The following is a 21,593-nucleotide window of genomic DNA, read 5'->3' as shown; positions in this document are numbered from 1 at the left end:
CGCCATGAAACCCCAACACTTCAAATTCGGACTGGCGTTGCTGCTGACGCCGATTCTGCTGTGGCTGACGCTGCTGATCGCGCTGCCTCATGTGGATATGGCGCTGATTTCTCTGCGTGAACGTGTTTCCGCCGGAACCTATGCGTTCAGTTGGAGCAATTACACCGCCTTCTTCACGGAGCCGCTGTATTGGCGCACTTTCACGCGCACGGCGGTGATGTCGATAATGGCGACCGCTTTAACGCTGCTGATTGCATTCCCGATTTCCTTTTACATCGCCAAGGTGGCGCGTGGAAGACTGCGGCCATTGTTATTTCTGTTGTGTCTGGTGCCGTTCTGGGTCAGCGAACTGGTGCGGACTTACGGTTGGATGATCCTGTTGCGGGAAACCGGTGTGCTCAGCTCTTTGCTGCAATGGCTGGGCTGGGTGGACGGCCCGGTGGAGATGCTGTATCAGGACGCCACCATAATGGTGGGACTGGTGTATACGTCCATGCTGTTTATGGTGGTGCCGCTGGTGTCCACCCTGGACAGCCTCGACGACAGCCTGATTGAAGCGGCTTATGATCTGGGCGCAGGTCACTGGCGAGTTATGCGCGATGTGGTGATTCCCCATGCAGCGCCGGGCATTGTCAGTGGCTGCATCGTGGTGTTCATGCTCACTCTGGGCAATTATCTGACGCCGACTTTACTGGGCGGCAAAGACAGCCTTTGGTTCACCGAACAGATCTACACCCAGTTCATTACCCGTTTTAACTGGGAGCAGGGTTCCGCTTTCGGAATATTGCTGCTGATCCTGTCTTCGTTGATTGTCTGGATCGGGTTGCGTCTGTCGCGGCAGTCCTTCACCAAAGTGATGAGCTAAGGAGTCTTTTTATGCTGACCTCAATTCCGTCCAGCCGCTATTTTCGCGGCGCTTATCACGCTTATGTGGTGGCGTTCTTTGTTTATCTGGCTGCCCCGCTGACGGTGGTGGCGGTGTTTGCGTTCAATGACTCCCTGTTTCCGGCGATGCCGTGGAAAGGCGCGACTCTGGATTGGTTTCTGGGGGAAAAGTCGCCCCAGCTCGGCATCTTCCATGACACCGAATTGCTGGAAAGCATTCTGGTGAGCTTGCAGGTGGCGGTGTGCACCACCATAGCCAGCTTGGCGTTGGCTACCTGTAACGCCTTCCTGTTCGAGCGGCACGACTTTCCCGGTAAAAATCTGCTGTATGTGTTGATGCTGACGCCGCTGGTGATTCCTGGAGTGATTCTTGGGGTGTCAGTGCTGGTGTTCAGCAGCAGCATCGCCAACTGGGTGGAGGAAACTTTCTCCTATGATCTGGAAGTACTGCGGCCGGGACTGGTCCTGGTAGTGATTGGGCAGTTTGCATTTATCACCACTATCGCCACCCTGGTGATTTCCGCGCGGCTGCGTAAGTTTGACGTCAGCCTGGAGGAGGCGGCGCTGAATCTGGGGGCCTCGCACTTTGATGTATTGCGCACTATTACGCTGCCGTTCCTGAAACCAGCGCTGGTCGGCGCCGGCATTGTCAGCTTTCTGATGTCTTTCGAAAACTTCAACACCACGCTGATGCTGGTGGGATCGGACGCGCCTTTGACCATCGCCATGTTCGACCGCCTGCGGGAAGGTTCAACTCCGGCGCTCAACGCAGTGTCTCTGCTGCTCATGGCGGGTTCCGGCGGACTGGCGGCGTTGTCGATCTTCGTGCGGCGTAAGGAAGAATAATCAGGGGGCGGCGGCGCGAGCTGAATTAAGGGGAAAGTCATTTTCCCCTTAGCGGATTGACGAACGCCGCCGCGGCGTCTGAGTAAACCATAAAAAAAGGCTGCAAAGGCAGCCTGAATGTCGCTCTAAAACTTGGTGATCGCTGTTTAAGGAAGCCGAATGTTTACAGAGCCTTCTTTTCAGTGGCCGAACCGCGTGGAAATCCTTTCCGGCCACTGTTGGAATCAGTGTAGGCGATGATCGTTGCAGGGATGTGACAGCTCAGGAAATTCGCTTGTGTATCAATCCATTGAATTTTGCGTCGGTGTCGGCGAAACGTCGGGCCGCCTGCTGATCCGCTTTTTCCCATAACGTCTGTTGTGCGGCGCATAGCTCCAGGCGGATCTGCTCGCGTCCGTTGACGTTCGCATCCGCTACGGCGTGCTCCAACAGATTCAGGTCGTTGGCGTCGCCCAGTCCTTCAGTGACTTTCTTCAGGCCGTTGTGAAGGCGGCGCAGGGATTTGTTCCATGTGGGCTTGATCACGCGTAGCGCGTACATCAGATCTTTCAGGCGTTTGCGCAGTTCGTGGCGGTCCTCTGCGTCGATGCCGCCCTGCACACGCTGAAACTCGTGCTGTCCTCGCCTGTACAGGCGCGTCAGACGCGCGCTGAGCCATTCGGCGTCAATGTTATTGGACCAGGGACGCTGTTGCAGCAGGTCTTTGTGCTTTAAAAGCTCGCAATTGGTTTCCTGCAGTAACTTCTGGGTTTGCTCTCGATCAGGCGCCGGAACCCGTTCCGCCTCTTGCTGAATGAACACGCTGATTTTGTTGATATCCGGGTGCGGAGGCAGAGAGGCGGCGAATCCCTTCCAGGCATTGAGCATGACGAATCGGTCGCGATAGGGCGCGAGGGCATGGGCGGTAGTTCTTAGGGTTTGTCGCAGCTCATCGTGGGCTTCATGACAGGCGGGTTTGAGCAGCCGCAATAGCGCACGCAGTTCTTTGATCAGCTTGCGGGCGTTGTGCACGGCGGAGTCAAAGTCGAAACGGGTTCTGATCAGCTCCAGCGCCAGGTCATTGATCAGACTCTCCAGATAGCGCTGCAGCTCCTGCTCCAGAGGCTTGTCGAAGCGCGTTTGATAACGCATAAGAGTTTGATTTCCAGAGTTAAACGAATAATCTCTACAGTCCTTTCAGGGCGTCCCCAGAGCAACGATATCACCCCGCGTGGCGGGCTGTCTGCATGAGACTATACTTAAGGTATTTCTTCTCAGACCCTGAGACCGACTAACGGAGCCGGCTAAATGTCGTTGTATTTGACAAAGGCGCGCCAAGCTTTGTGGGGCGTCCTATGCCTAATTCTTCTCAGCGGCTGGGCTGAGGCGGTGGAATATACTCTTGTGACAGGCAAGGACTCTTATCCCCCTTTCAGCGGGGAAGATCTGCCTAATGGCGGCTTGGTGACGGAGATTATTCAGGCTGTGCTGGAGCGCAGCGGCGCAGGCGTCAAGATAGAGTACCTGCCCTGGAACCGTGGCTTCCGGATGGCGGAGGCGGGTGACGTGCTGGGCACATTCCCCTATGTCAAAGATCGCGACCGTGTGGACGCCTTTTATTTTTCTTCGCCATTGTATGTGACGGTGGAGCTGTTCTTCGTCCGTCGCGATGAAGAGATCAAATACACCGACGACGAAGATCTGGCCGGACTGGTGTTATGCCGTCCCCTGGGATATAGCCTGGAGAGCGTTGAACCGCTGTTGGAGAAGAATATCGTCAGGCTCTGGACACCCAATGACCTGGAAACCTGCTTCCAGCTGCTGGAAAGTAAGCGCGTGCATCTGGTGCCGATTGGGGTGAGGGTGGGTCGCTCCACCATTGAGCGGCTCTTCGGGGATTCCGAGCATTTTCGGGTGCTGTCCAAACCCTTGCAGGTCAACGGGTTACATCTCATCATTTCCCGTCGTCGTCCAGACGCAGAAAGCGTCATGACGAATTTCAACAAAACCCTGTCGGAGATGTGGAAGGAAGGGGCGATCAGGAAAATTTATGACAAGCACCACACTCAGATGCCGACAGATGAGTTGTTAAAAGCGGCGCCTTAGGCGCCGCATGTCAGCAGGGTTAGCGGCAGTCCGCGCAGAGCAACACGCCTTTCTGTCCCGGGGAAGGCAATTCAATCTCGCTGTCGGAAGAGCTCATGGATAAGTATCCGCCTCTTGCGTTGGAGATGCCTGTCGGCCAGGAGTAGGTCAGGTCGACATCGCAAGCGCCGCCGGGAGGCAACTGCATGGCGTACTGGCCATTACTGGCGTTGCTGATGCACGTCGACGACAAGCCGTAAGTCCCCCAGCTTCTTTTAGCGATAATCTCATCAATATAGCTGAGTTGCAGCGCGAGGTTGGCGTTCTTGCCGCCCTGGTTGGCGAACGTCAGCGTACGGCTGCATTTCTTACCGGGATTGCACCCGTCCAGCATGACTTCGCCCACGCCGGCGCTGTTTACGTCCAATCCGTCAACCGTTACTTTCGAGCTAAGAGTCGGTTTGAACTCAGGGCTGAACAAAGTCAGGTTGCTGGCGCGATCCCGGGTTCTGATGCGCACTTTGTAGGTCACATCCGGTTTCCAGGTCCAGCTCGCGGCGAACTCCAGCGAGTTAGCGCCATTCTTCTGAGTGTAGCTAGGCGTAAGATTGGTCACTAGAGTATTACCCTGGTATAAATCCAGGCTTACGCGACTGCTCTCGCCAGTCCAACGCCAGATGACGCTCAGCTTTTCCCCGGAAGAGACGGGAGGGGCGATCAGCATTTCCGGCTTTTTCAGTTCAAAAGCAGGGCTCAGGCTCTTTTTACCTGGGTTCAGGGTGTCGCTGACGCGGATTTTGTACTCGCCCACCTGGTTGTAGGTCGCGTTCCAGACCAGGGTGTTGACGCCGTTGTTAAGCCCGCCACTGGACGTGATTGTCTTGATTTTGGCTTCATTACTCGCTTTGACTAGATCTACGGTAGCGTAGCTGCCTGCGTCAAAGCACTCGGCGCGCCAGCTGATCGGCAGCTTTTGTCCAACGAAAGCCGGATTCGCCGCACTGACGTCACTGATGCGGGTGGGGCAGGGCGGTTCTCTGTCCCAGGTGGCGGTAATGTCGTAGGCGACGCCATTGAGTACATCCAACTGGCCGGAATATTCCGAGTTAGTGGAACGGTCCGCAGTGACAGAGGTGGCGTTTTCAACGCTGACGTACCACTCCCCGTAAGTCAGATTGTCGATCTGCAGCGTCTTGTAGTTTCCTGCGTCAGTGAGCGCCACATCGGCGTTGCTGGCGAAGGCGGGTGCGCCTTTCTTCAGGTACAGGTTAAAGTCGTAGCCATACTCGCCGTTCAGCTCGATGGTCAGGTACTTCTTACGCGGATCTTCAACGTTGATCTTGAAGTGGTGATATTGCTTGTCGCCGATCTTGATATGGCTGGCGTCGTAGTGCCCAGTGTTTTCATCCATATAGCGGGTGCGACCGTTTTCCAAGTCGCCTTTGATGCGCACTTGGGGCGTATAGCTCCCGTCCAGACTGCCTTTGATCGCCAGCGCATACATGGCTTTCGTCAACTCCTCGGCCCTTTCTCCCTGACTTTTCTCAGGATGTCGGCCGCTAAGCACTAAGGTTCCGCTGTGTGGATTATTCAGGTCGCGCCAGCTCCAGACGGCGGGAAGCTGGCCCGCCCGTCCCAGGATTTCCACGCCTTCAGGATATTGGTTGGACGGCGTTTTCATTATGTAACCGCCTCCAAGGCTCCAGATATAGGGAACCTCTCTGTACCCGAGAAAATCGGAAAGAGCGTCCGTTAGGTAGACTGTTTCGGTGGAGTCCGGCAAGGGAAGGCTTTGACCCGGATATAAGCGCAGTCCATTGACGGAAGAGCCCGCCATGCTGGCGCCGGCGCAGAAGCCGACATACCCGCCGCCGTTTTTCACAAAGTCCTGAATGTTCTGGGCGCCGGTGCGCTGAACGGGGCTCAACGTTTCGTGTAGTATGCCTGTGTGCACACTGCCGCCGCTCGGTGTCGTCGAAGTACTTAAAAACGAGGCCGCACCGATATTCAACATGCGGTAACGGGGCGCTCCATCGGGGTACAGAAGACGGCCGTTAAGGTCGATATCCGAGCCGATGAACTTTTCTATGAACTCCTGTCTGTCTTCCTCGTCCACTTCACCGGTCAAGATGTCGTAGGCGTTATAGCTAAGCGTCTCATAGGATAATCCCAGTGACTCAAAGTGCCTGGCAGGCGAGGCGGATATACCGGGACCTCCGTCGATCAGGGCGTCTTTATAGAATCCTTCTCCCGTTGGAATTGAGAAATTGGTCAACTGGTCTGCGTTGGCCTGACTGGCGAGGAGCAGGGAGGAAACAAGTATTTTCAGCGGTAGTCCAACCGCCTTTTTATAAGAGCGTGCTTGCATAATGATTCCCTAAATTAAGCAATGAAGATATCAATCGTCGATGTCTCAGCCGGTCGCCGCCGGCTAGTGAGCGATCTCTCGATTGGGTTTCAGCGCTTTCAATGATAGGGAGGGCGAGAACGGCGGGATTGTAAAAATATGACGTTAGTTATCGGTCAGTGAACATAGAGCCGAAAAGGCGGGTTTAAGGCCCGCCGATACGTAATAATCAAAAGAGTGGTGCGCAAGAGGGTTATTAGAGCGCCAGTAAGCCCTGTTTGCTCAACCAGTCGCGGACAGCGAGACCGGCGCCGAAGTTCCAGGGTTTGAGTTTTTCCGGCGGGATGCGCTTGTACTCGGCGAGTTCGTCGCCCAGTTGGATTTCTCCGTTACAGCGCACATGGAACGCCAGGATCAGTTGATTCTGCTCATGGAAGGCGTAGTAGCCGATAAAGTTTGCGCTTTCTCCGGTCAACCCAAGCTCTTCGGAGACTTCGCGCAGAGCGCAACGCTCAGGCGACTCCCCGGACTCCAGAAAACCGGTTTGAATGGACAGCATGCCTTGAGGCCAGGTTTTATTGCGGGCGAGGATGATGTCGCCCTCGTGTTCCACCAGCATGGCCACGACCGGCGTTGGGTTGTCCCAGTGTACATAGTCGCAGCCGTCGGAAGCGCAGCAACGCCGCGCTTTGCCGTCTATCTGGCGGGTCGTCAGGTTGTCGCCGCAGAGCGGGCAGAAATGGAAGTTCATGGCCGCCGGCTCCAGGCATGCCTGTCGGCGGCGTCAGTCATGAGCGTCTTCCTCCTCTTCTTCGCCATGTTGCGGGCAACTGAAGCTGCGCAGGGTGACCTCGCCATCCACGGAATTGAGGTGAATGTCGAAGCCCCACAGGCGATGGACATGACGCAGCACTTCATACACGTCTTTTTCGTACAGAGGGACACGATCGAAGGGCGTGTGCCGCAGGGTCAGCGAGCGATCGCCGCGCACGTCCACATCCCATACCTGGATATTCGGATCGCGATAGCTCAGGTTGTACTGCCGCGCCAGTTGCTCGCGTACAGCGCGATAGCCGTTGTCGTCATGAATGGCGGTAACGTGGTATTCGCTGTCCATCTCGTCATCCAGGATGTTGAAAAACTTGAAGTCGCGAATCACTTTCGGCGACAGAAACTGCAGAATGAAACTCTCATCCTTGAAGTTGCGCATGGCGAAGTGCAGCGTCTCCAGCCAGTCTGAGCCGGCGATATCCGGGAACCAGGCTTTGTCTTCCTCCGTAGGCTCCTGACAGATCCGTTTGATGTCCTGGAACATGGCGAAACCCAGCGCATAGGGATTGAGACCGCTGTACCAGGGGCTGTCGAAAGGAGGCTGATATACCACGGACGTATGGCTTTGCAGGAATTCCAGCATGAAGCCGTCGGTCACCAGCCCTTTGTCATACAGTGTATTGAGCAAGGTATAGTGCCAGAAGGTGGCCCACCCCTCGTTCATGACCTGTGTTTGGCGTTGGGGATAGAAATACTGTGCGATCTTACGCACGATGCGTACGATTTCCCGTTGCCAGGGCTCCAACAGGGGGGCGTTTTTCTCAATGAAATAAAGAATGTTTTCCTGTGGCTCTGAGGGAAAACGGCGTTTCTTTTGGGCTTCTTTCTCTCCTGGTTTGGAAGGGATGGTGCGCCACAGATCGTTGACCTGCTTCTGCATGTACTCTTCCCGATCCCGCTGCCGGCGTTCTTCTTCCGCGGCGGAAATGGGAGCAGGGCGTTTATAGCGGTCCACCCCATGATTCATGATGGCGTGACAGGAGTCCAGAATTTGCTCCACCGCTTCGACCCCATGACGCTGCTCGCACTGGGCGATGTAGTTCTTGGCGAAGATCAGGTAGTCGATGATCGCGCTGGCGTCGGTCCAGGTGCGGAACAGGTAGTTGCCCTTGAAAAAGGAGTTATGCCCATAACAGGCGTGGGCGATAACCAGCGCCTGCATCATCACGGTGTTTTCTTCCATGAGGTAAGCGATGCAGGGGTTGGAGTTGATGACGATTTCGTAGGCCAGACCCATCTGGCCGCGTTTGTAGAGTTTTTCCGTTTGCAGGAACTGTTTGCCGAAGGACCAGTGGTGATATCCCACAGGCATGCCCACGGAAGAGTAAGCGTCCATCATCTGTTCGGCGCTGATGATCTCCACTTGGTTGGGATAGGTATCCAAACCGTATTCTTCCGCGCATTTACGAATTTCTTCGTCATAACGGTTGATAAGCTCAAAGGTCCACTCGGAACCTTCGGATATGGGCCTGCGATCGGCAGGCGGAGCGGCGTTGGTATGTTCAATCGCTTCAGGCATAGTCCACCTGCTTCTGGAACAGCTTGCGGAATACCGGGTAAATATCGCCTACGTCCATAATCTGTTGCATGGAGAAGCGTTCCCGGAAGGCTTCAGTGAGCTTTTCATACTCATGCCAGAGCATTTGATGCTCGTGGGGCGTTATTTCGATGTAAGAATAATATTGCACGTAGGGGAGGATGGACTCCGCCAGCAGTTTGCTGCAGCGGGGGGAGTCGTCGTTCCAGTTGTCGCCGTCGGAGGCTTGCGCGGCGTAGATATTCCAGTCGTCAGTGGGATAGCGCGCCTCCATGATCTCCCGCATCATCTGCAAAGCGCTGGAGACGATAGTGCCGCCGGTTTCCCGTGAGTAGAAGAACTCTTCTTCGTCCACCTCTTTGGCGCTGGTGTGGTGGCGGATGAACACCACTTCGATCTTCTCGTAATTACGCTTCAGGAACAGGTACAGCAGGATGAAAAAGCGCTTGGCGATGTCCTTATGGGTCTGGCTCATAGAGCCGGACACATCCATCAGGCAGAACATAACCGCCGCAGTGGCCGGCTGTGGTTGTTTGACGTGTTGGTTGTAGCGAATGTCGATCTCATCAATGAAGGGAATGCGCTGTACGCGGCCTTTCAACCGCTTGATCTCTTCTTCCAGCGCGCGGATTTGATCTTCTTTGCTGAACACGGGGTCCGGGGTTTCCGGCGTGCGTTTCAGCGCTTCCAGTTGCTCCTCCATGTCGGAAATTTTCTTGCGGGTGTTGCCGGATAAGGCCAGACGGCGGGCGTAAGCGCCGCGCATACTGCGAATGACGTTGATTTTGGCCGGCGTGCCGTGCGTGGTGTAACCGGCGCGGACGAATTTGTAGTTGGCGGTGTCTTTCAGTTGCTTCTGCACCAGGTTGGGCAGAGCCAGGTCCTCAAACATGAAGTCCAGAAATTCTTCCTGGGAGATCTGAAAAACAAAGTCGTCGATGCCTTCGCCCTGGTTGCTGGCTTTGCCCTGACCAGAGCCGCCTCCGCCGCCGCCCCCTGGCGGCCGCGGAATGCTGTCTCCGGTGACGAACTCTTTATTGCCGGGATGGGTGACCGAACGACGGCCACCCTTACCATGCCTGAACGTCGGCTCGCTGATATCCTTGCTGGGGATCGAAATACTTTCCCCGCGGTCAATGTCGGTAATGGACCTTTTGTTGACCGCATCCGCCACCGCTTTCTTGATGTGTTCGCGATAGCGGCGCAGGAAGCGCTGTCTGTTGATGGCGCTCTTGTTCTTGCCATTGAGTCGACGGTCGATGATGTGGGTCATACCCATAATGGACCCTCACGTTATTGCGACTTGCGAACCCGTAGATACCACTCGCAAAGTAAACGCACTTGTTTTTCAGTATAGCCACGCTCGATCATGCGCCGCACAAATTCCTGGTGTTTCTTCTGGTCCTCCTGGGACGCTTTCGGGTTGAACGAGATGACCGGCAACAGGTCTTCCGTGTTGGAGAACATTTTCTTCTCAATCACGGTGCGCAGTTTTTCATAACTGAGCCAGGACGGGTTTTTGCCGTTGTTGTTGGCCCGCGCCCGCAGGACGAAATTAACCACTTCGTTGCGGAAATCTTTCGGGTTGCTGATGCCGGCCGGTTTCTCAATTTTCTCCAGTTCGTCGTTGATGGCGGCGCGGTCAAAGATCTCGCCGGTCTCAGGGTCGCGGTATTCCTGATCCTGAATCCAGAAATCGGCGTAGGTGACATAACGGTCGAAAATGTTCTGACCATACTCGGAGTAAGACTCCAGATACGCAGTCTGAATTTCCTTGCCGATAAACTCGACATAATGCGGCGCCAGAGACTCTTTGATGAAGCGCAGGTAGCGGTCATGCGTCTCCTGCTGGAACTGCTCCTGTTCGATCTGCTTCTCCAGCACATACAACAGGTGAACCGGGTTGGCGGCCACTTCCGTGGTGTCGAAGTTAAACACCTTGGACAGTATCTTGAAGGCGAAACGGGTGGAGAGACCGTCCATGCCCTCGTCGACGCCAGCGGAGTCTTTGTACTCCTGAATCGATTTGGCTTTGGGGTCGGTGTCCTTGATGTTCTGGCCGTCGTACACCTTCATTTTTGAGTAAATGCTGGAGTTTTCCGGCTCTTTAATGCGGGAAAGACAGGAGAACTGCGCCAGCATGCTCAGGGTGTCGGGCGCACAGGGCGAGCCGGCCAGAGAACTGTGCTTGAGCAGTTTCTTGTAGATTTTGACTTCTTCGGACACCCGCAGACAATAAGGCACTTTGACGATATAAATCCGGTCAAGGAACGCCTCATTGTTTTTGTTGTTGCGGAAGGTCTGCCACTCTGATTCGTTGGAGTGAGCCATAATGATGCCTTCGAACGGCACCGCGCCCATGCCTTCAGTCGTGTTGTAGTTGCCTTCCTGGGTAGCGGTCAACAACGGGTGCAATACTTTGATGGGCGCTTTGAACATCTCCACGAACTCCAGCATGCCCTGATTGGCTTTACAGAGTCCGCCGGAGAAAGAATAGGCGTCGGGGTCGTGCTGAGGAAAATCCTCCAGCATGCGAATGTTGACCTTGCCGACCAGCGCGGAAATATCCTGGTTGTTTTCATCGCCGGGTTCGGTTTTGGAAACGGCGACCTGATTGAGGATAGACGGATACAGCTTGACCACTTTGAACTTGCTGATGTCGCCGTTGAACTCGTGCAGGCGTTTCACCGCCCAGGGCGACATGATAAAGCGTAGATAACGGTTGGGAATGCCGTATTCCTCTTCCAGAATCTTGCCGTCTTCAGCGGGATCGAACAGGCCTAACGGGGATTCAAATACCGGAGAATCCTTGATGGCGTAGAAGGGCTGTTTCTGAAACAGGCTCTTCAGCTTTTCCGCCAGGGAGGATTTACCGCCGCCGACCGGACCAAGCAGGTAGAGGATCTGTTTCTTCTCTTCCAGGCCCTGGGCTGCGTGTTTGAAAAACGACACTATTTGTTCCACGCATTCTTCCATGCCGTAGAACTCTTCAAATTCGGGGTAACGTTTGATGACTTTATTGGAGAAGATGCGGCTTAACCGTTGATCGCGGGAAGTGTCGACCAGTTCCGGTTCGCCGATGGCGAGAAGCATTCTTTCTGCGGCGGATGCATAAGCGGTGCGATCCTTTTTGCAGATCTCCAAATACTCCTCCAACGTGTACTCTTCTTCCTTGCGTGAGTCGTATCGACTGGCGAATTGACTGAAGATGCTCATTATAGGCCCCCTCTTGTGATGAATAGCTCGCTTAGTGGCGCTAAAACGTCAACATGATCAGTGACCGGCTATCGTGGACTGGCGGCTTCGCCTTGCTCAGACAGGGTCATCATGCGCCTCTTTGGAGCTTTATATGCGCCCCTTTCGGCTGCGTCTGGCCTGCAGACAAGTTTCCTGACATTTTTTCAGCGCGCCCGCGGGCGTCTCCGCTGAACAGATGTGAGAAAACGTTTCTGAATGCGCCCCAACACCACTTGCATGAAGTATTCCGCTTATGAATTAGCATAGTTCAGAACTATACAATTGGATAGGAATTAATTTTCTTAGTTTCATTAAAATTTTTTATATATCATTCTGTTACGTTAGGTGACACATTAATCTGATCGGCATTATCGGGTGATTTTTAGCGCCTAGTCATGCGCGTTAGACACCCAACTCTTCAGACCTTGCGCCTGTTTGGGGCGTGTTGGCGGAACGCTAGGAATATTGGCGAGGCAGCGCCCCAAAAACGGCCTGAGGGTGAAAAGAGGGCAAAAAGGGAACGAAAAGAGGGCGACAAAGGAGCAGGGCAGTGATTCAAATCGACGCAGCGGACGTACGCTAAAGCGGCGCCCGCCACGGAGCAGAGTCAGGCGACTTTTTCCTGTTTTTCCATGGGCTTGGGCGCGCCCATGTCGAGAACCTTAATGGAGTTAGTCAGAGCTTTTTTGAGCTCGGGCGTGATTTTCTTCTCTTCTTCCAGGTAGAGATACAACACTCTTCCCAACTGCTTCAGCTGCCACTGCAGTTCCTGATACATCAGGTCCATTTCCACGATTTCACGGCTGACGGTCTGAATGATCTGATTCTCCACCACGTGCTGCAACCAGCGGCCCAGAGGCGCGCTCAACATGCCGGAGCGAGTGACCAGAGTCCACAGACGATCTATCTTCACTTTGGCGACGCGCATGCGTTTAATGTGCTCTCTCTCCGCCAGGGTTTCCCGCAGCGCATAGATGCTTTCCACCACATTCTCCAGCATCTGACGCTTCTCCATAAGCTGCGTTGACATGCTGCTCAGGTCGCCGGAAATGGCCAGCTGGGTGGCGGCATGATTCACCTGACGCAGCACGGACATGAGCGCCATGTGCACCTGATTGGGGAAGAAAGAACTGTCGATCTGAAAAACCGGCATGACTTCGCCGAGATGAATTTTGTCATTGAAACGGCGCTTCTCGCAGATGGCGTAGGTTTCATCCGCCATCGCCACAACCTGTCCGACGATGCACAGGCTGTCTTCAAACAGACCGGCGGGATAGCCACTGCCGTCAGCGCGTTCGTGATGCTCTTTGACTGCGCGACGGGTGACGTCAGGAATCTCTTTGATATAGGACAGAAACAGATCGCCGATAAGGGTATGGCTCTGCATGGCGCGCCATTCTTCAGGCGTGTATTCGCCGGTTTTTGCGACAATCTGCGGATCGATATGGAGCATGCCGGCGTCGTGAGCCAGTCCCGCCATAAATGCTGCTTCGCGTTCTTCTAAGCTCAGGTTCAGGCGTGTCGCCATGGCGAAGCTTAACCACGCGCAGAACAGGCCCTTTTGATACTCTTTCGGCAATCGCTTGCACAGAACGGTGACTTTCTGCACCAGCAGATCGTAGCCGCCATACTTCTCACACACTTCAATAAGGCTGGCTTCCAGACGCATGGATGAATGAATCTCCAGCAGTCCTTCGAAACGATCGAACATTTGATGAATGTCGCGGTGAATTTCTTTCCCATAGAGGGCGTCATCCACATTGACGGACACCTCAAGCGGCTTCACCAGTTTATGGTTAAGCAGTCTGCGTGCGACCTCCGGCTTGATAGCCAGCCCTTTTTTAACCAGCAGCATCCCGTCCTTGTTGTATATGTCCTCAGTAGCGATTACTGCATTAGTCTCGTTCACCTCCGCTAGATGATTCGTGTAGTGATCGGGCGTTGTCGGATCGTATTGCTTCATTTCAGTTTTCCTGCCGAAATCAGAATGTGACGTCATGCCATTAGGGCGAGAATGAGATCTGTGGGGCGTGAGCGAGATGATCGAATATTGCTCAAATATAGCTCAGTTATAGGAGGTCGATGGTGTATTTCTGCTCACATTTTGAAAACGAACGTAACTAACGTATCTAAAAAGAAAAAGCCTGAAAAATCAGGGCTTGGATGGCGTATTTCGCCAGTTAATTGGCTCGTTTGGCTGTATTGGCGTACAAAAAGTGCTCTATATTTGGAGAGGGCCGATATGTGGTGGCGACCAGAGAGCGGCCGATCGAAAAAGTCTGTTAACATTCTCCTTCACGGCATATGCGCGTCGTCGGTTCGGCGCGCTTTTCATTTGGCTGATTCAAGGAGGTGTGGATGTCCGAGTATTTCGCTACCGTGCGCTGGCGTAGAGGCGCGCAGGATTTTGTCTCCAATCAATATAGTCGCGGGCATGAATGGGAGTTTGACGGCGGCGTTCGAGTTCCCGCTTCCGCCTCTCCGCATATTGTCCCCTTACCTTTTTCTGTAGCTGAAAACGTAGACCCTGAAGAAGCGTTCGTTGCTTCACTCTCCAGTTGCCACATGTTGTTTTTTCTGGCCTACGCCGCGAAGCGCAAGTTTGTGGTGGACAGCTATGAGGACCCCGCCATTGGCGTTCTGGCCAAAAATGAGCAAGGCGTGATGATGATGACTCAGGTGAGGCTGCGTCCCCGCGTTGAATTTTCCGGCTCAGTCAGACCGACTCGTGAGGAGCTGGAAGCATTGCATCATCGCGCGCATGAAAGCTGCTTTATCGCGAATTCTGTGAAAACGGAAGTCGTGGTGGAAATAGAGGCTCAGGAGTGAGCAGGGGAGCTGAGTCAGGAGATCTGATCAGAAGAGAGTAAAACGCTGGGATAAGGAGCCAAAGCGTGCGTCAAGTAGCGCCCGGATTTAACTTATAGACGCACGCTTTGGCTGAAACTGTCGCCGCTTATTCGGCGGGAGCGGTTTCCAGATCCACCGGCGCATCAGCCGGAGCTGCTGGATCTACAGCCATTTCAGGCTGGGGTTCCGCTTGGTATAACTGTCCAGCTCTGGTACCGGCTGCAGTAGCTTCGCCGCTGTACACAACGAATTCGTCGCGGCTGATTTCGCCGTTCTGATCGATGTCGATCTGGGCGAAAGACTCATTGATACTGGAGTCTGCGGCGGCTTCTTCTTTATTGATTACGCTGTTGCGGTCAGTGTCCAGGTATGAAAACACCTGCTCTACCGCAGGACCTGCGTACTGGTCGGAGCTGGCTGGCGCTTCTGTGATTTGCACAGGTTCGCTCATTTCAGTTTGAGGCTGTTGCTCCGCCACAGGTTGTTCGGTTTGAACGCTGGTTTCGTCAGAGCAAGCAGTCAGTGCTGCCAGGAATGACGCGGTTACGATTGCGAGTGCTTTATTCATACTCTAATACCTACTAAGTTGGTGTCCTTGTTTCCATTTCTAAGGAGATTGGCCTGAATGTGCGGATTCAAGGCTCCTCCTGTTAACCTCTCCCTTCGTGAGGTAGCCGGGCTGCGTAGCCTCAGCGTGTTCGTCCTAGGTATATCAAGTTCGGCGCCAGTTTTTAAAACGCCTTTAAAAACAAATGATTAGTAATTTTTGGTGGGGCTGAGGCGAGTGAGAGAGTGTCTTAAAGTCGCAGAAAAGAGACGGTGGCGGCGACTATGGAGGCAATATTATAAATATCAATAAGTTACGAGTTGCAAAAAGGCAACAGTTAGAGGCGGATGATTAGCGGAGGAGTTTGGCGGCCGGGCGCAGATGCTGCGTCTGGCCGCCTGACGGGCGTTTTTATTCTCCCAGAGATATCACTGTATTGATCTCCGGGTTCAGTAACTCCAGGCGCTTGCCGTCGGGCTTGCGCGCCAGGATTCGGGTGACGGACTCTCTGGCGCCGATCCCGAAAATCAGGCGGGGACTCTGGTCTGTCATCAAGCCTACTGCGGATGTCGCTTGTCGGGTATAGCTGCGCGCATCCTCCATTTCGATTGTGACTTCAGTACCTGACCATTCAGGTGAGTCAGGCATCTGCAGGGCGATGAAGTTAGCCTCTGTGTTATTCAGAAAAGCCCGCACGGGACCGTCCATATTTAGCCAGACGATATCCGGGCGGCCGTCGCCATTCAGATCCATGATAATGGGAGACTGACCAAACCAGGGGTTGTCCAGCTCCAGTGAGTCCGCCTGAAAAAAGCCGGTGGCATGGCCGGTTCCTGCAGGCAGTTGCAAAAATGCCTTGCCCGCCAGTTTGCTGACCTTATGAATCGGCCATTTAATGTAGTTCTGCGCCACCAGCAGATCCATTTCGCCATCCAGATTGATGTCTTCAAACACGCCGCCCCAGGCGAAGCCGTAACCCGTCAACTGGTAGGGCTCGGTCATATCAGTGAAGCGGAAGTCTCCTTCGTTTCGCAATAGCAACCATTCGCTGTCCTGGCGCTGATCTTCGCGCAGGTCGCCGCTAGTGAGAAACTCTGGAATGGAGTTGCCGATGTTGGTGAAAAACAGGTCCTGGTCGCCGTCGCGATCAATGTCTCCCACCGCCAGGCCCATCCAGAAGCCAAACCCGGACTGGGTGGGAACGGATTCAAAACGACCTCCGCCCAGGTTTTTGAATATTTCCACTTCTCCCGTGTTTTGCGCCACGACCAAATCTTGCAGACGATCGCCGTTGAGGTCGACGAAGACAGATAGAAAGGTGTTTTGCAGGGATGCAGTCCCGGACTGCGCAGTAATATCGGTGAACTGCAGATCGCCGTCGTTGCGCAGCAGTATGTTGGCGCGGGCGTGGCCGGGATCGTTGAAGGTGGCGCTTTTGAAGGCGTCAAAGGAGATAAAGTTGCTGATATAAAGGTCGCCGTCGCCATCCTGGTCGATGTCGGAAACAGTGACGGCGAAGGAGACGGTATTGTCCGGCAATTGAACCGGCAGCTTTTGCGCACTGAAGCGCCCGCCGTGATTCAGGTACAAATAGACGCCGTCGTTGCGGGCGATAATCAGATCCACTTCGCCGTCGGCGTTCATGTCCATCGCTGTCGCGCCATAGGTGGCCGCGGATGCTGATAACCCTGTGTCCTGAATAATGTTACGTAATTCGCCATCCATGAGGCTTAACAAGGCGTCATCCTGTCCTTCGCCTCCACCTACAAATATCTCTTCCTTGCCGTCGCCATTAATGTCCAGCACCGCCGCGCCGCTAAAAGGATGGACCTTTTGCGTCCAGTGGTGGACGAAATCCGTTTTAACCTCCGTAAACGGGGAAAGTTTCAGACTGGCGGGCGCCTCGCGGACATCTTCCAGAGAAGCGGCGCAGCCGGTCAGCAAAAAAGGTAAGGATAAGAGGACGCTGAAAGCCGCTGGTGTTTTCATGAACAATTTCCGCATGGTTCGCAGTGAATAGGACGTAAAGAAAAAATAGTCGATTTGACGCAGTTATCAGTGCTCAAGCGATGCTTGTCTGAAATACCCGGCTTACTGTTCATAAATCCGGCTGCGCCAGTTACACTTCTTCGCGTAAAAACAACTAAAAAGATTAGAAAATATCAGCTTTGGCGCATAAAATTGCCGCCTTTTGCTGCCTCCACAAAGGATGTCGATTTGAGCGCACCTGCTTCCCCCCAGTTCAATGTTATCAGCCAGGGTAAAATTCTTTCCGGTTTCGAAGAGCGTCAGGTGCGAGATAATCTCGTTGCGCGTTTGAAGCTATCGAACGCGCAAGTCGAGCGTCTGTTGACCGGGGCGGTGGTGATCAAGAAATCCTTGTCTTCTTCGGACGCCAGAAAATATCAGGCCTTATTTATTCGTCTCGGACTGGCGGTGACGTTGCAGCCCTGTTCCTCTGCGGACATGGCGACGAAGCCTGCGCAACCAGCGCCGACAGAAGCCGCATCGCCCGCCAAAAGCTCAGCCCCATCGACAGCCAGTCGCGCCAAGTCGGCCAAAGACGCAGATCTGCAGAGAGACGTGCTCGCCCTGGCGAAGGAGCGTCTGCATCAACCCATTCCCAAATTGCCGGTAACCGCCGCCTATAAACTGGGCCTGTTTAGCGTGACCTTGTTGAGCCTGATAGCGCCTTTGATTTACATCAGCCTGACAATCTGCGCGATAGTGGGAACGGTTTGGTACGGGATCAGTATCCCGGATATTCTGGCGGTGCGTAAAACCAACGCGATGGGGACATTGATGGTGTTCGTGCCGGTTCTCCTGGGAACGGTGTTCGCCCTGTTCCTGTTGAAGCCCTTCTTTGGCCGCGACTATGAAAACCGCACTCTGGAATTGAATCCGAAAAAGTATCGCCGCTTTTATCAACTGGTGCAGCTGCTCACCGAACGCATGGGCTTGCCCGCCCCGGTGAAGATCTACGTGGATGGCGAGGTCAATGCTCACGTCGCCCCGGAAAAAGGACTGCTGAGTCTGTTTCAGGGACGTTTGACCCTGACAGTCGGCCTGCCTCTGTTGGCGGGCATGAACAGCCGGCAATTCATTGGCGTATTAGGGCATGAATTCGGGCACTTTGCGCAACGTAACGCCATGATCGCCAACTATATCGTCAACACCGCCAATGCCTGGATGGCGAGCCGGGCCTTCTATCCCGACGCCTGGGATCGTCGCTTGAGCAAATGGCGGGAGTATTCCCCGATTTTTGCGCTGGATGTGGCGTTGATCGCGGCGCAAGGCATGATCAAAGGCACGCGCCTGATTCTGAAATACCTGTTTTTATTCAACCTGCGCGTCACCCGCTGGATGTCCCGGGAGATGGAGTATGACGCCGACCGGTACGAAAGCTGGGTCGCGGGCAGCGAAACCTTTCAGAGCACGGCGGTGGCGCTGTGGAATATGTCCCTGTCGCAGCAACGCAGAGATGAGATCTGGCAATCCGCCTGGAACGAAGACCGTCTGATCGATAACCTGCCGCAAACCATTGCGCAACTGGCGGCGGAACTATCCCAGGAAGAAATCGACGCGGTGCGGGCGAAAATGGATGAGCGCCAGACCAATGTGTGGGACACGCATCCGGCCGACAATGATCGTATCGCCCATGCGGAATCTCTAGGCTACGAGCCGGTTTGGACCGATGAATTTCCCGCCGCTGAATTGATGCCGGATTTTGACGCCTTATGCAAAATCGTCACACTGCGTATATACAACTCGATGGGGCTGGAGAAGCCAGAACAGTACCTGTGCTCCTTTGAGGAAATCAGGGATGTGCATTCCAAAATGAATGAGTCGGAAGAAGCCTTGAAGCGTTACTTCGCGGACCTGTTCTCCATGCGTCTGATGAAGCCGTTTAATGCGACGCCAGCGGAGATGGACTTGTCCAGGGCGGTGACCGAGCTGCGCGGCCAGATTCCGCGGGCGACGGTGCAAATGGAGCTGTATTGGGAGGCCTATCAGCATATGGAGGCGGCTCAGGTCGGCCTGGCTTATGTGGAGGCGGGTTATAACATCGACGCCGCTGATTTTGGCGTGAAGGCGGGGGATATCAGTTCTGTGCAACGTAGCCTGGATGATCGACGCACGGAAGTGAAAAGGATGGCGGGGGAACTGAGTCGCTGCCTGGACGCCTATGTGGCGCAACGCATGCATCTGGCGATGGCGCAGATGTCCGCCGAGGACAAAGCGCGGGCGGAGTCGTTGTACAACACTTTCCGTCAGCTGTTTTTATTGCGGGATATTTGGGACAGCCTGCCATTATGCATGGCGGCGCTCGATGCGCTGTACCGCCAGGACGAAGAAGAACGTCCCAAATTTTTCAATCAGGCGGCGGCGCGGCATGTGCAGTTGGCGCGGGAATATCTGCGTCAGTTCCATCAGATATCCGCTAATATCGACCTGCGTTTCTCCACCAGCAAGGAGCAGACTCTGGCGGAGTTCGCCGTGAATTGGGGCGTGAATCCAGAGGAGAAGCTGGATGAGTTGAACGCCGGAGCGATCTTCCAGATCAGCGACCGCTGTGTGCGGGTGATGCGTTACGCGTATCGCCGCACAATTTCAGAGCTGGCGTTGCAATGTCTGCAGGAGGAAGAAAAGCTGGGCGTTCCTCCCCTGAAAGTGGAGATTAAACAGGCGACGGCTTAGTCGCCCAAAGCCCCTGACGCTCTATGTCTGCGAGCAGCGTTGCTATCAACGCATTGGGAAACTGCCTGTAGTCCAGATAGGGCGTCAGATAAACGTTTCCCGCCCGCAGGATGCGACTCTCTTCCTGCAACGCTTGAGGTGTTTGAGGGAGGGTGGAAAACCCTTCCGAGAATTGCTGGCCGCCGATGATATGCAGGGCTGGGCGGTTTTCTGTCTGGAGGTCCAGCAGGCGTTGTTGAAACAGCAACGCCGTCGCGCCGCCTTCTGTGAATAAACGCCTGTCCCGCACCACACGCCAGTCTTCCTCTGGGAACAGCAGCCCCTGCGCTATCTTGGCGAAGATGGAAAAAATTTTACGCCAATGATTGCCTGTTTCTTTGATGATGACCTCCGTCTCACCAGGAATGCCGCCACGATAACCCTCCATCTGTTCGTACTGGGGCATGGGCGGGCGATGAGGTGTGTAAAGAATTAGCAATGGGCGTGAGTCGCCGATTCCTGTCGCTTGCATGGCGAAGTCTGTGCGCTTGGTGTTGTGGGAGTAAGTAGGGTGGGGGGAGTATAGCCTGATGGCTGGCTGGAAATAAGCGAAAAAAAACGCGCACATGGCCAACCCCGGTCCAGGTCGCTGGCTTGCAAAGCCTGGCCGGAGCGACGATGTGCGCTAATCCTTCAATATGCTGGAGTTAGCATTCCGCGGTCTCGGCCGTTTGCGTAACGGCGCGAGTCATGGTGAAGATGCCTTGGGCGTTGCTGCTGTCAAAGCGCAGGTCCATGCCCTTTTCAACGCTGTCATCGATATCGTTGCGCTGAATGAATTCAAAGAAGGAGCCGGGAACCTCATGGGTCTCGACGCCTTGATCCGTTTTGAACTGGCGTTTTACCTTGGTGGCGCGATAAGCGGTCTGCATGATGTTGGCGTTGCGCGCCACTTCAATTTCATCCTTCATCGGGCGACCCAGCGCACGCTGCTGCGCGTCCAGTTGACGAATGTCGCCTACGCGATCGGTCGCGTGGTTGAAAGCGTTGCCTTCGGTGGAGATCCAGGCCATTTCCGCGGACTCTTCCCGCAACGCCAGATAGTCGTGCAGATGGGGCACGCCGTGCTGACGGTCAAAACACTGCAACAGGTTGGGCAGCAATTCCGCCGCGTCCGCCAAGGGCAGAGCGCCGAATGCGGCCAGCTTCTGCAACAGCTCCGCGGAGCGAGGCGTCAATGGATCGGAAGACACAGACACCACTCGGTCAACGGCGTCCTGGAAAGATTTGGTGAATTGCTCCGGGTACAGCTCACTGACGAAGTACTGGGCGATATCGTGAGGCAGGTCTGCATGAGTGTAGACGAAGCCGCACATTTTCAGCTTGGGCAGCGGATACTGTCCGGCCACGGTAAATCCGAGGGGCTCCAGGATGCGTGCGAACGCTTTGTAACCCATCGGCAGCGCCTGATTTTCCCAAGCCACGGTGCGCAACGCGCCATGGTCGAACACGACCTTTTCTCCAGACGCCAGTTTTTCAGCCACGTATTGCTTGCCTTCCGGCACCCGCTCCAGCAGGTCGTCAAACAGCATCATGTTCATCGCCTGGGCGATGACGGCGCGATTGAGCGGCTCGTCGTCATTGTGAGGCTGGGCGAAAATGGGGTGCAATTGGACGGAATCAAGCAATTGCTGAGCCTTGGCGGCGTCAGTCAGCGAAGACAACAGTTTGAAAAGCGCAGTAGTTTGCATGGTACGGCTCGTAATCCTGAA

At 54.6% G+C, this 21,593-nt stretch carries 16 protein-coding genes; 5 read left to right on the top strand and 11 right to left on the bottom strand.

Annotated elements, in window-relative coordinates; genetic code table 11:
• Nucleotides 1-4: 4 nt before the first annotated feature.
• Together O5O45_RS18850 and O5O45_RS18845 are read left to right on the top strand one after the other, a co-directional pair.
• Nucleotides 5-865: an ABC transporter permease gene (locus O5O45_RS18850; RefSeq protein ID WP_305900900.1), complete on the top strand. Its 861-nt coding sequence runs from the start codon at nucleotides 5-7 to the stop codon at nucleotides 863-865.
• 11 nt (nucleotides 866-876) lie between these two features.
• A complete protein-coding gene (locus O5O45_RS18845) occupies nucleotides 877-1,731 on the top strand; it encodes an ABC transporter permease (RefSeq protein WP_305900899.1) in 855 nt (284 codons plus the stop codon).
• 261 nt (nucleotides 1,732-1,992) lie between these two features.
• On the opposite strand, the gene O5O45_RS18840 is transcribed toward O5O45_RS18845, so the two are convergent.
• Entirely contained in the window at nucleotides 1,993-2,862 is an 870-nt protein-coding gene (locus O5O45_RS18840) for a CHAD domain-containing protein (RefSeq protein WP_305900898.1), read from the bottom strand.
• Nucleotides 2,863-3,114: 252 nt separating this feature from the next.
• Between O5O45_RS18840 and O5O45_RS18835 the strand changes: the two genes are divergently transcribed.
• Nucleotides 3,115-3,816, top strand: coding sequence for a substrate-binding periplasmic protein (locus O5O45_RS18835; RefSeq protein ID WP_305900897.1), 702 nt, complete (start codon nucleotides 3,115-3,117; stop codon nucleotides 3,814-3,816).
• 19 nt (nucleotides 3,817-3,835) lie between these two features.
• On the opposite strand, the gene O5O45_RS18830 is transcribed toward O5O45_RS18835, so the two are convergent.
• From O5O45_RS18830 to O5O45_RS18805, 6 genes are all read right to left on the bottom strand, one after another.
• A complete protein-coding gene (locus O5O45_RS18830; protein ID WP_305900896.1) occupies nucleotides 3,836-6,163 on the bottom strand; it encodes a pre-peptidase C-terminal domain-containing protein in 2,328 nt (775 codons plus the stop codon).
• Nucleotides 6,164-6,398: 235 nt separating this feature from the next.
• Complete coding sequence (locus O5O45_RS18825; RefSeq protein WP_305900895.1) at nucleotides 6,399-6,893, bottom strand: NUDIX domain-containing protein; 495 nt, start codon at nucleotides 6,891-6,893, stop codon at nucleotides 6,399-6,401.
• 33 nt (nucleotides 6,894-6,926) lie between these two features.
• Nucleotides 6,927-8,492, bottom strand: coding sequence for a SpoVR family protein (locus O5O45_RS18820; RefSeq protein ID WP_305900894.1), 1,566 nt, complete (start codon nucleotides 8,490-8,492; stop codon nucleotides 6,927-6,929).
• Nucleotides 8,485-9,789: a YeaH/YhbH family protein gene (locus O5O45_RS18815; protein WP_459077233.1), complete on the bottom strand. Its 1,305-nt coding sequence runs from the start codon at nucleotides 9,787-9,789 to the stop codon at nucleotides 8,485-8,487. The genes O5O45_RS18820 and O5O45_RS18815 overlap by 8 nt, the downstream gene beginning before the upstream one ends.
• A 14-nt stretch (nucleotides 9,790-9,803) precedes the next feature.
• A complete protein-coding gene (locus tag O5O45_RS18810) occupies nucleotides 9,804-11,726 on the bottom strand; it encodes a PrkA family serine protein kinase (RefSeq protein ID WP_305900893.1) in 1,923 nt (640 codons plus the stop codon).
• A 628-nt stretch (nucleotides 11,727-12,354) separates the two neighbouring features.
• Entirely contained in the window at nucleotides 12,355-13,710 is a 1,356-nt protein-coding gene (locus O5O45_RS18805) for an HD-GYP domain-containing protein (RefSeq protein WP_216735633.1), read from the bottom strand.
• 395 nt (nucleotides 13,711-14,105) lie between these two features.
• Here O5O45_RS18805 and O5O45_RS18800 point away from each other — a divergent pair, with 395 nt between their 5' ends.
• Nucleotides 14,106-14,576, top strand: coding sequence for an OsmC family protein (locus tag O5O45_RS18800; protein ID WP_305900892.1), 471 nt, complete (start codon nucleotides 14,106-14,108; stop codon nucleotides 14,574-14,576).
• A gap of 127 nt (nucleotides 14,577-14,703) precedes the next feature.
• Here O5O45_RS18800 and O5O45_RS18795 read toward each other — a convergent pair whose 3' ends face one another.
• The gene (locus O5O45_RS18795; protein ID WP_305900891.1) at nucleotides 14,704-15,165 is read right to left on the bottom strand and encodes an EF-hand domain-containing protein; all 462 of its coding nucleotides are present in this window, start codon (nucleotides 15,163-15,165) and stop codon (nucleotides 14,704-14,706) included.
• Between the two features lie 390 nt (nucleotides 15,166-15,555).
• Entirely contained in the window at nucleotides 15,556-17,133 is a 1,578-nt protein-coding gene (locus tag O5O45_RS18790) for a CRTAC1 family protein (protein WP_305900890.1), read from the bottom strand.
• Between the two features lie 228 nt (nucleotides 17,134-17,361).
• Here O5O45_RS18790 and O5O45_RS18785 point away from each other — a divergent pair, with 228 nt between their 5' ends.
• Nucleotides 17,362-19,842 (top strand): M48 family metallopeptidase, encoded by a 2,481-nt coding sequence (locus O5O45_RS18785; RefSeq protein WP_305900889.1) that lies wholly within the window; start codon nucleotides 17,362-17,364, stop codon nucleotides 19,840-19,842.
• On the opposite strand, the gene O5O45_RS18780 is transcribed toward O5O45_RS18785, so the two are convergent.
• Nucleotides 19,823-20,449 (bottom strand): DUF6942 family protein, encoded by a 627-nt coding sequence (locus O5O45_RS18780; protein ID WP_305900888.1) that lies wholly within the window; start codon nucleotides 20,447-20,449, stop codon nucleotides 19,823-19,825. The two genes, O5O45_RS18785 and O5O45_RS18780, sit on opposite strands and share 20 nt — an antisense overlap.
• Before the next feature lie 79 nt (nucleotides 20,450-20,528).
• Complete coding sequence (locus O5O45_RS18775; RefSeq protein ID WP_305900887.1) at nucleotides 20,529-21,572, bottom strand: DUF1338 domain-containing protein; 1,044 nt, start codon at nucleotides 21,570-21,572, stop codon at nucleotides 20,529-20,531.
• Between the last annotated feature and the right edge of the window lie 21 nt (nucleotides 21,573-21,593).

Source organism: Hahella sp. HNIBRBA332 (assembly GCF_030719035.1).
Taxonomy (GTDB): Bacteria; Pseudomonadota; Gammaproteobacteria; order Pseudomonadales; family Oleiphilaceae; genus Hahella.
This window is presented reverse-complemented; position numbering and strand designations above follow the sequence as displayed.